Here is a 12458-nt window from a genome sequence, read left to right on the forward strand (position 1 = left end):
CCTCAGCGCGCCGACAGCAGGCATTTGACCTTGGACCAGGCCAGGGTCTTGTCGTCCTTCTCGACCACGAACAGCAGGCCGCACACGGCCAGCACGGCGGCCGTGAGCAGCACCAGCAGCAGCTGGTCGAGGAAGCCGGGACCGGCCAGCGGGCGGGCCAGCGCGGCGGCCAGCGCGACCGCGGCGACCGGCAGCAGGCCGGGGCCGAAGGCGTGGGTGGCGAGGCGGCCCAGCCGGGTCGGCACCGTGCGCCCGTGCACCCACAGCAGGAAGGCGGCGCTCAGCACGCTGGAGGCGGCCAGGTGGCCCCAGGCGGCACCAATGATGCCGGCCCACAGCACGCCGAGCCAGACCGCGAGCAAGCCGAGCAGGGCCCTGGCCAGCGCGAACATGCCGGACACGTGCGGGTGGCCCATGCCGTCGTTGACCAGCGACGGCAGGTTGGTCAGCGAATCGACGAACTGCGACAGCGCCATCACGGCCAGCACCACGGCGCCGTTGGCGGCGAACCGGGCGTCCATCCAGAAGTACAGGATCGGGTAGGCGAACACCGAGATCAGCACCAGCGCGGCGGCGTTGACGAAGGTGATGTAGCGGCTGGCCTTGAGGTAGAGCCGGTCCAGGCGCTCGAGCTGGCCGGTGGCGGCCAGGCTGCTGGCGGCCGGGAACAGCACGCCGGACAGGCGGAAGGTCAGGCTCAGCACGCGGTTGGCCAGGCTGGAGGCCACCGTGAAATAGGCCAGGCCGGTGACGCCGACCAGGGCCCCGATGATCAGCTTGTCGGCATAGGAATACGACAGGCTGGCAAAGCGCGACAGGAAGGAATAGGCCGAAAAGCCCAGCAGCTCGCGGCGGATGCTGGCGCCCGGGGTGCGCCAGGACAGGTCGGGCAGCAGCTTGCCGATCGCCAGCCACAGCACCACGCAGTTGAGCGCGCTGGCGACGATGCGCACCAGGATGACTTCGAACAGGCCATAGCCCAGCATCAGCACCAGCACCGTCAGCAGCGGCACCACGATGCCGAACACGACCTCGTAGCGGCCGGACACGTCGAAGCGCATCAGCGACTGCGGCACGCTTTGCAGGTAGCCCTGCAGCTGTCCGATCAAAAAACCCAGCGCGGACAGTTTCAGCGTGGCGACCGCCTCGTTGCCCAGGCCAGGTGGCACGCTGAACACGCTGTGCACGAACCAGTGCGCACCGACATACAAGCCCAGCGCGCCGGCCAGGCCGAGGCCGCCGTACACGAGCAGGCCGAACACCACGGTCTCGCTGATCCGCTCGCGGTCCTCGCTGGCGTTGTACTGGGCGATGAACTTGACCGAGCCGGCCGTGACGTTGATATCCAGTACCGCGAAATAGCCGACGATGGCCGTGATCAGCGAATACACGCCGTAGCCGGCGTTGCCCAGGCCCTTGACCACCAGCGGCACCGTCGCCAGCGCGACGAGCGCGGGAATGGCCGCGCCGGCCAGGTTGGACAGCGCGTTGCGGAGCAGGCGCAGGTTCATGTCGCCGGCACCAGGTTCAGGCGGCGCGCGGACGGCGCCGCTTCGGTGGCCGGCAGGTGGGCCACGCCCAGCCCCACGTAGGGCAGCGCCATGCAGATGGCCAGCATCTGGGTGGTGCGCACCTGCGGGATCGGGGTGCCGACCAGCAAGTCCGGCAGCATGAAGACCAGGCCGCAGGCGCCGGCAGTGGCCAGCGGCAGCAGCTCCGGCGGCAGGGTGCGGAAGGCGCGCCGCGCGCCCAGCACGAAGGCGGCGATGGTGCCGGCCAGCAGCGCCAGCCCGGGCAGCCCGGTCTTGAGCGCGATGTGCAGCACGCCGCTGTGCAGGAATTTGCCGCCGTCCGGTCCCTCCTGCCAGGAGATCATCTGGTAACCCGTGTAGCGGCCCCAGCTGCCGATGCCGGTGAAGGGCTTGGACAGGAAGTCGGCCAGCGCCAGCTTCAGCTCGATCACGCGGTCGCTCTCCGGGCCGATGCGCTTCGATTCCATGTCGTACACCAGACTGGACAGGCCGTGGCCGGCGCCCTTGGTCTGGCCGAGCCGCCTCATGCCCGCGTACAGCAGGCCGGCGCCGACCACCGGCGTGCCCAGCACGGCCAGCTGGATGCGCCGCTTCAGCGGGAAGCGCATCATCACAATCAGGCCGGCCAGCACGAAGCCGATCCAGGCCGAGCGGCGGTAGGACAGCACCACGCACAGGGTGGTCGCGCCCAGGGTGGCCCATTCGGCCAGCCACCAGAAACCGCCCTGCTTGCGCTTGTTCACCTGGAACAGGCTGACCGCGGCGACGGCGAAGGCGGCGGTGCACACCATGCCGTCGTTGATGTCGAAGAAGGTCAGCTTGATGTGGATGTCGTTCATATTGGCGTAGATATTGTTCGGATCGCCGCCGAGGAAGGCCCAGCGCGCCAGGCCGAAGCAGGCGCGCCCGAGGCCGGCCAGCATGATGAAGCGGCCCAGCTCGACCGCGTGCGCGCGGGTGCGGAAGGACAGCAGCATCACGCTGACCAGGATGCCCATCCACACCAGGTTGGAAAAGCCGGACGGCGCCAGCGCGTCCTTCATGGTCACGTTGAGGAAGCTGGCCGCGGCCAGGTGCGCGCACAGCAGCAGGAACCAGCCCCAGAACCAGGGCCGCAGGTTGCAGGCCGGGGCCTGCCAGTGGCGGTAGCTGGCCGACAGCCGCGCGCACAGCCAGAAGGCGAGCAGCGCCCATTGCACCAGCGGGAACAACAGCACGCCCGAGCCGCGGGTATACACGCCGCCGGTGGCCCACACCGCCAGGCTGCCGTAGCTGGTCGAGTTCATCCAGAAGAAGATCGCCAGGTAGCCGTACAACAGAAAGCGCGGCCACACGGCGCCGATGCCGATGCCGGCCACGGCCATCAGCGACAGCAGCGCCACCACCATCCACGGCAGCGCCTGGTACATCCAGATCAGCAGGGTTTCCATCATCGCGCGGCCTGTCCTTTCCTCAGCCGGCCTTGCCGGCCCCGAGCAGGCGGGCGCGGTCGGGCGGCGCCATCGCGCCCAGCATGGCGGCCACGAAGCGGTCCTGCACCCGGTAGGCCTCGTCCTCGTTGACCTGGATGGTCGAGACCCGCACCAGCATGCCGTCCGGGATCTTGCCGGACAGGCCGTAGGCCAGCCGCCGCAGCTTCTGGTCGAGGCCGGAGTTGACGGCCTTGTCGCCGATCGTGATCCAGTAGGTGATCGGCTCGTTGCGGCGGTCCTGGCGCGCCACCAGGCGCCGGACCGGCAAGCGGCCGAAGCCGGTGGCGAGCGTGTCGGGCCGGCTATTGAGCATCTGGAAGCCCTGGGCCACATAGCACACCTCGGGCAGGTGCAGCTCCAGCGACTTGCTCTGGTCGCCGCCGTAGGCGATCGACAGCATCACCCGGTTGCCGGCGCGGTCGACGTAGGTGCGGGCCAGGGTCTGGTCGTACAGGCGGGCCAGCATGGCTTCCTGGTCGGGGTCGGGTTTCAGCGGCACGATGTCCTGGTCCACGGTCCAGCCGCCGAAGCTGGCCGGGATCATCGCCTCCAGCGTGAAGCGCGCGCCGGCCGCGATCCGGGTCTTGGGCGTCAGCGCGCCGGTCAGGGCCGAGGTCAGCGCCATCGCCAGGCCCAGCACCAGGCTGGCCGCGAAGCGGCGGTTCATGCGCCCTCCTTCGGCCGCGCCGCGCGGCGCCGCAGGTACCACTGCAGGGCCGAGTCGACCGACAGGATCAGCAGCAGCGCCGTCACGAACAGCACCATGCCGGCGAAGCCGTGCAGGAAGCCCTGGCCGGCGGCGTCGCCGAAGTAATAGGTGATCAGGGTCAGGGCGATCACGCGGATCACGTTGGCCGAGAAGGAAATCGGGATGATGAACAGCGCCAGGCCGATGTTGCGGAAGGCCGAGGGATGGCGCATGAAGTTCAGGTAGAACAGGCCGAGCGCCTCCAGCGTGAGCAGGGTCTGCAGGCCTGCGCAGGCGTCGGCCACCAGCAGCTGGTACTGGCCGATCTGCAGGATCACGCCGGTGCGGCTGATCGGGTAGCCGAGCGCGAACAGCAGGTGCTCGGTGGCCCACGACACCGCCATCTTCATCGGCAGGGTGACGGCGGCCACGAACTCGCTCGGCAGCGGCACCATGAACAGCATGAAGAAAAACGGGAACCACAGGATGGCCAGCGCGCGTGCCCCGCGCTTGACCAGCAGCACGGCCGCCATCACGACGATGATTGCGCCGACTTCCAGCATCAGGATGTGCTGCGAGCGGCCCAGCAGGTGCAGGGCCAGGCCGAGGGCCAGCACCGGCCAGCCGCTCCAGCTCTGGCGCGCGGGGACGGCCAGCACTTCCGGCCACTTGCGCCAGATCAGCCACAGGGCCAGGCCGTAGATGATCGGGCCGTGGCCCTGCTCCTCGCTGATCCAGGCGCCGGTGAACAGGTCGTAGAAGGTCGGCAGCAGCAGGACCGCGAGCCCGGCGATCACCGGCCACCACTCGGGCAGCACGGCGCGGACCTGGGCCAGCTGGGGCGGAACTGCGCGGCGCACGCCGGTCTGCATGTCAGGACTCCACCACCACCGAGCCGAGCACTTCGCCGCCGGCGTCCACCAGCTGCTCGACCATGCGGGCCAGGTTGGCGACCCGGGTGTAATTCTTGCGCGCCACCAGCAGCACGCCGCCGGCGCGGCCGGCCACCGCCAGCGCGTCGGCGCCGCTGGCAAACGGCGGCAGGTCGTACAGCACCACGTCGTAGCGGCTTTCCAGCTGGGTGTTGAGGTTGCGGAAGGATTCGCGCGCCAGCAGCTCCTGGGGGTTGGGCGGCAGGGTTCCGGCCGGCATCACCGACAGGTCGGCAAAGCCGGGGATGCGCGCGATGACGTCGAGGTCGGCGCGCCCGGCCAGCAGGTCGGACAGGCCCTGGCGCGGCTTCAGGCCGAAGGCATCGGCCTGCTGCGGCCGGCGCAGGTTGGCGTCCACCAGCAAGGTCTGTTCGCCGAGCTGGGAGAACACCACCGCCAGGTTGGCGGCGAACAGGGCGGCGCCATCGTTGGCATCGATCCCGACCACGGCCAGCGCGCGCCGGCCGCGCGCGAACCAGCGCAGCATCAACTGGCTGCGCACCGCGCGCAGCGCCTCCACCTGTGGCGCGAACGGATCGTAGGCCGCCACCAGCCGAGGCGACAGGTTGGCCTGCCCCTGCTGCAGGTAGGGATAGGCGAACTGGCGCGCCAGCGCCTGCTGGATGTCGTCTTCCGACACCAGCCCGAGGCGCACGGCGGCCTCGCCGAAGCGCAGCCCGGTTTCCGTCTGGCTGCGCAGCACGCGCTCGGCGTTCTCCGGGGTCAGCTTGCCGGCATCGAGCAGCAGCGCGCCCATGCGCGATGCGGCGGCGGTATGGTCGGCATGCAGGGCCGACAGCACGGGTGAATTCATGAGCAGGTCCTTCCTTAGTTCAGGCGCAGCAGCCGGCGTGGCGCCATCAGGGCGCGCAAGCCGCGCGGGCGCGGCGCCGCCTTCCAGTCGATGGTGCCGAGCACCGGGATGCCCAGCATGTCCTTGAGGTCGGCACTGGAGCGGATCGGGCGGTTCAGCAGTTCCAGCAGCATCGCCAGGCCCACGCCCAGCACGGTGCCGATCAGGATCGACACCAGGGTGTTGAGCAGGATGCGCGGGGCGGATGGATCGATCGGCGCCACCGCCGGGTTCAGGATCGCCACCTCGGACTGCTCGGACTGGGCTTCAATGCGGGTCTGCGAGAAGCGCTGGCTGGCGGCGTCGAAGGCGCGCTGGGCCGAGTCGAGGTCCTTCAGCAGCACGCCCAGCTCGTCGCGGGCGCGGTTCAGCTCCAGCACCCTGGCCTTCTGCTCGGCCACGGCCTGGCGCAGCTCGCTTTCGCGGGCGCGCAGCACGGCGGCGTTGTTGCCGACGCTCCTGGAGACGTTCGCCAGCGCCGCGTTGAGCTCGCCGCGCAGCTTGTTGACCTCGGCCTGGGCGGCCTGGTACTGCGGATGGTTGCGGCCGTAGCGCGAGGCGGTGTCGGCCAGCTTGCCCTCGGCGCTGGACAGGCCCACCCGCAGGCTCTGGATCAGTCCGTTGTTGGCGACGTCCGGGGAATTGAGGCCGCCGCCGGCGACCTGGGCCCGCGAGCTGCCTTCCATCGCCGCCGCCTGGGCCGCCACCAGCTGGGCCGACAGGTCGTTCAGGCGCTGCAACTCGACGTCGGCGCGGTTGTTGTCGAGCGAGACGATCCCCTTTTCCTGCTGGTACTTGGACAGGCGCGCCTGGGCCGCCTCCAGGTTGTCGCGCAGCTGCCGGGTCTGCTCGTTGAAGTAGGACGAGGTCTTTTTCATCGGGTCGGTCTTGAGCTGGACCGTGATGCGCTGGTACTCGTCGGCGAAGGCGTTGGCGACCGCCGCCGCGAATTGCGGATCGGCGCCCTTGAAGCTGATCTCGACCACCGACGATTCGCGCGACGGCTGGATCTCCAGCTTCTTGAGCAGGAGATCGGCCAGCCAGTCGCGCACGTCGCCGCGGCCCTCGGTGGCGGCGTTGAACTGCTGCGCCACGCCCGGGCTCTGGGCCAGGTGCAGCGTCTCGACCACGCGACGCGCCACGTTCTTGCTGCCGATGATGTCGATCTGGGTCGCCATATAGCCCGGCATCAGCTGGCTCGGGACCGCCAGGCCGGTCAGCGGGTCCACGCCCTTGTAGTTGAGCAGGACCGAGGCCGTGGCCTTGTAGGTCTTGGGCTGCACCAGGCTCCAGCCCAGCGCCAGGGCGACCGTGACCAGCAGGGTCGCCAGGATGGTCTTCTTCCTGGCGTTCAGGATCAGCAGGAATTGATGGATGTTCATCGCGCGTTCTCGTTTGACGGGGGGCAAATGAGAACGGCTCAGAACCAGCTTTCGCGGACCGTGATCACGTCATCGGTCTGGACCAGGTCGCTGCCCTTGACGTCGATGGTGCGGGTGCCGCCATTGCCGTCGCGGCGGGTCACGCGCCAGCCGCTGTTGCTGCCGCGCTGGGTCAGGCCGCCGCCGGCCGACACCGCCTGCTGGACCGTCATGCCGCGCTCGATGCGGAAGGCGCCGGGCCGCTGCACTTCGCCCATCACATAGGCGCGCGGGGCGCGCTCGACGAAGATGACGTCGCCGCCGTTGACCTCGAAGTCACGGTTCAGCTCGCCCTTGCGCACCATCTCGACCACGTCGATGGTTTCGCGGCTGGTCTTGCCGTCGCGGGTGCGCACCAGGTCGATGGTGTCGCCGCCCTCGGGCGCGATGCCGCCGGCCAGCGCCAGCAGGTCAAGCACCTTGCGCGGGCCGTCCACCGGGTAGCGGCCGGGCCGGTTGACCTGGCCCAGCACCGACACCTGGGCACTGGCCATGGTGGTCACCAGCAGGTTGACCTGGGCTTTCTTCAGGTAGCCGCCCTTCTCCAGCGCGTCGCCGATCTTCTTCTCGGCCTGGGAGGTCGACAGGCCGCCCACCTGCACCGGGCCGAGCAGCGGCACGGTCATCTTGCCGCTCTCGGAGACGCGGGCCTCCACCGCCAGGTCGGGACTGCCATAGACAGTCATCTTGACCACGTCGCCCGGTCCCAGCAGCACATCGGCCGCGCTCGCGCCGCAGGCCGCCACGGCCAGCCAGGCCGCCATCATCCATTGCATCAGTCGCTTCATGTTGTCCTCCCGGTTGCTTACAGTTGAGATTTACTTCAGGCCGGCCACACCGCGCTCGAGCGCAGCCTTGTCGGAAGCCGGCGCCGTGGCGCCGGCCGCTACCGCCGGCGCCGCGGCCGGAGCCGCCGCGCCTTGCACCGCCGCCGCCGGACTGGCGGCAGGCGCATTCGATTCCAGCGCCAGTTCCTTGCTCAGGTACTCGACCTTGGCGCCGCTGCGCAGGCGCTTGATCTCGGCCGAAGCGGCATCCTTGTTGCGTTCGGCCGCGAGGGCCTCGGCGATCTGCGGCCCGGCCACCTCCAGCGTCACCGGCGCGTTGCGCACCTCGGCCACCGACATCATCAGGGCGCGGCCGCCCTCATTGACGATGAAGATCTGGCCCTTGGGCATCGACAGCAGCTTCCGCGAAATCTCCGCCGGCATGTCGGAGGTGGTGCGGGTCACCTGGCTGCGCCCGTACTTGACTTTGTGGGTGTCCAGCCAGACGGCGACCTCTTCCAGCGATCTGGAGCCGTCGGCGGCGGCCCGCAGCGGCGGCGTCAGGTCGCTCGACTGCACCACCAGCTGGTTCATCACCAGCGCCTTGCGGTTGCTGAAGAACTCGGGATGCTTGTCGAAATAGTCCGCCACCTCGGCCGGGGCGGGCGGCGCCGGATTGCCGAGGCGCTTCTGGATATAGGCCTGGGCCAGGATCAGCGCGCGCGCGCGGTCGATCGCCTGCATCACCCGCGGATCGCGGTCGAGCTTGTCCTTTTCCGCCGCGTTGTCGAGCAACTGGCGGTCGATCAGGGCCTGCAGCAGCTGCTTGCTGGCGGCCTGCTGCTGGGAGGCGGGAATACCGGAGCGCTGCAGCTCCTCGTTCAGCTGCAGCACCGTGATCTCGCTGCCGTCCACCCGCGCCAGCGCCTGCCCGGGGCGGGTCTCCTTGGCCTTTTCGGAACAGCCGGCCAGCAGCGCCGCCAGCAACACCAGGCCCGCACCCAGGGCGCGCTTGTGCTTCGACAGGGTCATCGGGTGCATCGTGGACAGGTAGGTTTTCAAGATCGTTTCCTCGGCTTGTTGATTGGTCAGGCACATCCATTGTGGGAGCCGCCGCGCAGCGGCTCTGTACGTCACTTCACGCTGACGAGCCCGCCAGCTGCGCCGGCTGCAGCCCGCGGTAGGCCGCATAGGCGCGGCGCAAGCCCTCCGGCAAGGGCGTGCTGGCCTGCCAGCCCAGCCCCTTGAGCTTGGACACGTCGAGCAGCTTGCGCGGCGTGCCGTCCGGCTTGCTGGTATCGAACACGATGCGGCCGCGGTAGCCGACGGTCGCGCCCACCAGCCGCGCCAGCTCGGCGATGGTGACGTCCTCGCCGGTGCCGACGTTCAGGTGCGAATGCATCGGGTCGGTGTGGGCCGCATAGGTGGCACGGTCCAGGTTCATCACGTGGACGCAGGCGGCCGCCATGTCGTCGACGTAGAGAAATTCGCGCATCGGCTTGCCGCTGCCCCAGATCACCACTTCCGGGGCGTCGGTTTCCTTGGCTTCGTGGAAGCGGCGCATCAGGGCCGGGATCACGTGGCTGTTTTCCGGGTGGTAGTTGTCGCCGGGACCGTACAGATTGGTCGGCATCACGCTGCGAAAGTCGGTGCCGTACTGGCGGTTGTAGCTCTCGCACAACTTGATGCCGGCGATCTTGGCCATCGCATACGGCTCGTTGGTGGGCTCCAACATGCCGCTCATCAGGTATTCCTCGCGGATCGGCTGCGGCGCCAGGCGCGGGTAGATGCAGGACGAACCGAGGAACAGCAGCTTCTGCACGCCCGCGCCCCAGGCTTCGTGGACCACATTGGCCTGCACCATCATGTTGTCGTAGATGAATTCGGCCGGGTAGGTATTGTTGGCATGGATGCCGCCGACCCGGGCTGCGGCCAGGTAGACCTGGTCGATCTTTTCGTTTCTGAAAAAGTCGTGGACCTGGGCCTGGTTGGTCAGCTCGAGCTCGGCATGGCTGCGGGTCACGAGCTTGGTGAGGCCGCGCGCGGCCAGCGCGCGGACGATGGCGGCGCCGACCAGGCCCTGGTGGCCGGCGACGTAGATGCGGGGTTGCGTGTTCAAGCCTCTACTCCAGTGAGATTGCGATGTCGTAACCATGCGATTTGAGCAGCTTGTGGCGGCGCGCCTTGTCCAGATCGCACAGCACCATTTCCTGCACCATCGCCTCGAAGGAAATGCGGGGTTCCCAGCCGAGCCGGCGGCGGGCCTTGCCGGGATCGCCCAGCAGGGTCTCGACCTCGGTCGGGCGGAAGTACTGGGGATCGACGGCGACGATCGTTTGCCCGAGCGCCACCCCGGGCGCCTGGTCGCCGCTGACGGCGGCCACCACGCCGCGTTCGTCGACGCCGCTGCCCTGCCAGCCGATCTCGATTCCGAGCTCGCGCGCGGCGACCTCGACGAAGTGGCGCACCGAATACTGGCGGCCGGTGGCGATCACGAAGTCTTCCGGCGCATCCTGCTGCAGCATCAGCCACTGCATCTGGACATAGTCCTTGGCATGGCCCCAATCGCGCAGCGCATCGAGGTTGCCGAGGAACAGCTGTGGTTCCAGGCCCTGGGCGATGTGCGCCAACGCGCGCGTGATCTTGCGCGTGACGAAGGTTTCGCCGCGGCGCGGCGACTCGTGGTTGAACAGGATGCCGTTGCAGGCATACATGCCGTAGGCCTCGCGGTAATTGACCGTGATCCAGTAGGCATACAGCTTGGCCACCGCATACGGGCTGCGCGGATAGAACGGCGTGCTCTCGCGCTGCGGGGTTTCCTGCACCAGGCCGTAGAGCTCGGAGGTCGAGGCCTGGTAGAACCGGGTCTTCTGCTCCAGGCCGAGGAAGCGGATCGCCTCCAGCAGGCGCAGGGCGCCCATGCCGTCGACGTCGGCCGTGTACTCGGGCGACTCGAACGAGACCGCCACGTGGCTCATCGCGCCCAGGTTGTAGACCTCGTCCGGCTGCACCTCCTGCATGATGCGGGTCAAGTTGGAGGTGTCGCTCAGGTCGCCGTAATGGAGGAAGAAGTTCTTGTTGTCCGCCTGCGGCGACTGGTAGATGTGGTCGATGCGTCCCGTATTGAACAGCGAGGCGCGGCGCTTGATGCCGTGCACCTCGTAACCCTTTTCCAGCAGCAGTTCCGCCAGGTAGGAACCATCCTGCCCGGTGACCCCGGTGATCAGCGCTTTCTTCATCTTCTTGTCCTTGTTTAGGCCGGGAAACAATTCCGCAGACCGCTTAACAATGTTGCAAACTAAACAATATTTTACGCGTCGCGGAGAGCTCTGCAAGGCAAATTCAATCGTGCGCGGCCTGTTTAAGCCGGACTTAAGCCGGCCGCCATCCGGTCAGAACGCGTTTTCGCGCGCCAACACCACCTTGACGGTCTTCAGGATGATCCAGAGGTCGAGCCAGACCGACCAGTTGCGCAGGTAGTCCAGGTCGTACTGGATGCGCGCCTCCATCCGGTCCAGGGTGGCGGTTTCGCCGCGCAGGCCGTTGACCTGGGCCCAGCCGGTGATGCCCGGCTTGACCTTGTGGCGCAGCATGTAACCCTTGATCAGCTTGCGGTACTGCTCGTTGTGCGCGACCGCATGCGGGCGCGGGCCGACGATGCTCATCCGCCCCTGCAACACGTTGATGAACTGCGGCAATTCGTCGAGCGAGGTGCGGCGCAGGAAGCCGCCGATCCGGGTCAGGCGCTGGTCGCCGCGGCTGGCCTGTACCACCTGCTCGCCATCCTCCGCCACCGTCATCGAGCGGAACTTGTAGACGATGATTTCCTCGCCATACAGGCCGTAGCGGCGCTGGCGGAAGATCACCGGGCCGTTGGAGGACAGCTTCACCGCCAGCGCGGTGGCCAGCATCAGCGGCGCCAGCGAGATGAGGATGATGGTGGCCAGCACGATGTCGCTGGCGCGCTTGATCATGCTGTTCAAGCCCATGAAGGGGGTTTCGCAGATCGCGATCACCGGCATGCCGCCGACATTGTCGAAGCGCGCCTGCATCAGGTCGAAGATGTACACGTCGGGCAGGAAGTAGACCGAGGCCGTGGTGTCCTGCAATTCGTCGATCAGCTTGCGGATGCGCGGCTGGGCCGAGATCGGCTGGCTGATGAAAATCATCTTGGTGTGGTGCTGGCGCACATAGGCCACGATCTCGTTCATCTTGCCCAGCATCGGATGGGGGAGCGCGAGCGGCTGGCGCTCCCCGGCGCGGTCGTCGAAGAAGCCGTGCACCTGCATGAACAGGTTGGGGTGGTCGTCGCAGATGCGGGCAAAGCGCAGCCCGAGGTCGTTGGCGCCGACCACCACGGCGCTGCGCACCTCCTTGCGTTGCTCAGGCGCGCCGGCGCTGCGCACCGCGATATGGCAGGTCAGCAGGATCACCGGCACCGCCACGAACCAGCCCAGCACCACATTGTCGTTGTAGTAGTAGCGCAGGCCGCTGGAGTTGCCGAGGAACCACAGCACGGCGATGGTCAGGCACCAGCCGAACACCGTGTCGCGGGCATAGGCCAGCATGCGGCCGCTGCGCCAGGTGCGGTAGGGGTCGATGTGCTCGTAGACGGCCGAAGAAATGAAGAAGGCGAGGATCATCAGCACCAGCGTGTAGCCGGTGAAGGGCTCGCCGAAGACCAGCGACGACAGGTACAGCGTGCCCATGATGATCAGGGGATCGAGCACGCGCTGGAAGAACGAGATGATCGGGATATCGTTGACCGTCATGTCGTTGTCCTGTTCCAGGTC

General features: G+C 68.0%; 11 protein-coding genes. All 11 read right to left on the reverse strand.

Features of this window, described 5'->3' with window-relative positions:
- Positions 1–2: 2 nt before the first annotated feature.
- The gene (locus tag NX778_RS13285) at positions 3–1511 is read right to left on the reverse strand and encodes an oligosaccharide flippase family protein (RefSeq protein ID WP_258812230.1); all 1509 of its coding nucleotides are present in this window, start codon (positions 1509–1511) and stop codon (positions 3–5) included.
- On the reverse strand, positions 1508–2965 hold the full coding sequence (locus tag NX778_RS13290; RefSeq protein ID WP_258812231.1) for an O-antigen ligase family protein: 1458 nt from the start codon (positions 2963–2965) through the stop codon (positions 1508–1510). The genes NX778_RS13285 and NX778_RS13290 overlap by 4 nt, the downstream gene beginning before the upstream one ends.
- A 19-nt stretch (positions 2966–2984) precedes the next feature.
- Positions 2985–3671: an exosortase-associated protein EpsI, B-type gene (gene epsI / locus NX778_RS13295; protein ID WP_258812232.1), complete on the reverse strand. Its 687-nt coding sequence runs from the start codon at positions 3669–3671 to the stop codon at positions 2985–2987.
- Positions 3668–4564, reverse strand: a complete 897-nt coding sequence (gene xrtB / locus NX778_RS13300) for an exosortase B (RefSeq protein ID WP_258812233.1) — start codon at positions 4562–4564, stop codon at positions 3668–3670. The genes epsI and xrtB overlap by 4 nt, the downstream gene beginning before the upstream one ends.
- A gap of 1 nt (position 4565) precedes the next feature.
- Positions 4566–5438 (reverse strand): chain length determinant protein tyrosine kinase EpsG, encoded by an 873-nt coding sequence (epsG, locus tag NX778_RS13305; protein ID WP_258812234.1) that lies wholly within the window; start codon positions 5436–5438, stop codon positions 4566–4568.
- Between the two features lie 14 nt (positions 5439–5452).
- Entirely contained in the window at positions 5453–6859 is a 1407-nt protein-coding gene (gene epsF, locus NX778_RS13310) for a chain length determinant protein EpsF (protein ID WP_258812235.1), read from the reverse strand.
- 38 nt (positions 6860–6897) lie between these two features.
- On the reverse strand, positions 6898–7686 hold the full coding sequence (epsE, locus tag NX778_RS13315) for a polysaccharide export protein EpsE (RefSeq protein ID WP_258812236.1): 789 nt from the start codon (positions 7684–7686) through the stop codon (positions 6898–6900).
- Between the two features lie 30 nt (positions 7687–7716).
- Complete coding sequence (locus NX778_RS13320; RefSeq protein ID WP_258812237.1) at positions 7717–8727, reverse strand: EpsD family peptidyl-prolyl cis-trans isomerase; 1011 nt, start codon at positions 8725–8727, stop codon at positions 7717–7719.
- A 76-nt stretch (positions 8728–8803) separates the two neighbouring features.
- Positions 8804–9784, reverse strand: a complete 981-nt coding sequence (gene fcl, locus NX778_RS13325; protein WP_258812238.1) for a GDP-L-fucose synthase — start codon at positions 9782–9784, stop codon at positions 8804–8806.
- 4 nt (positions 9785–9788) lie between these two features.
- Complete coding sequence (gmd, locus tag NX778_RS13330; RefSeq protein ID WP_258812239.1) at positions 9789–10904, reverse strand: GDP-mannose 4,6-dehydratase; 1116 nt, start codon at positions 10902–10904, stop codon at positions 9789–9791.
- A gap of 153 nt (positions 10905–11057) precedes the next feature.
- Positions 11058–12437: an undecaprenyl-phosphate glucose phosphotransferase gene (locus tag NX778_RS13335; protein WP_258812240.1), complete on the reverse strand. Its 1380-nt coding sequence runs from the start codon at positions 12435–12437 to the stop codon at positions 11058–11060.
- Between the last annotated feature and the right edge of the window lie 21 nt (positions 12438–12458).

Source organism: Massilia terrae, assembly GCF_024753145.1.
Taxonomy (GTDB): domain Bacteria; phylum Pseudomonadota; class Gammaproteobacteria; order Burkholderiales; family Burkholderiaceae_D; genus Telluria; species Telluria terrae.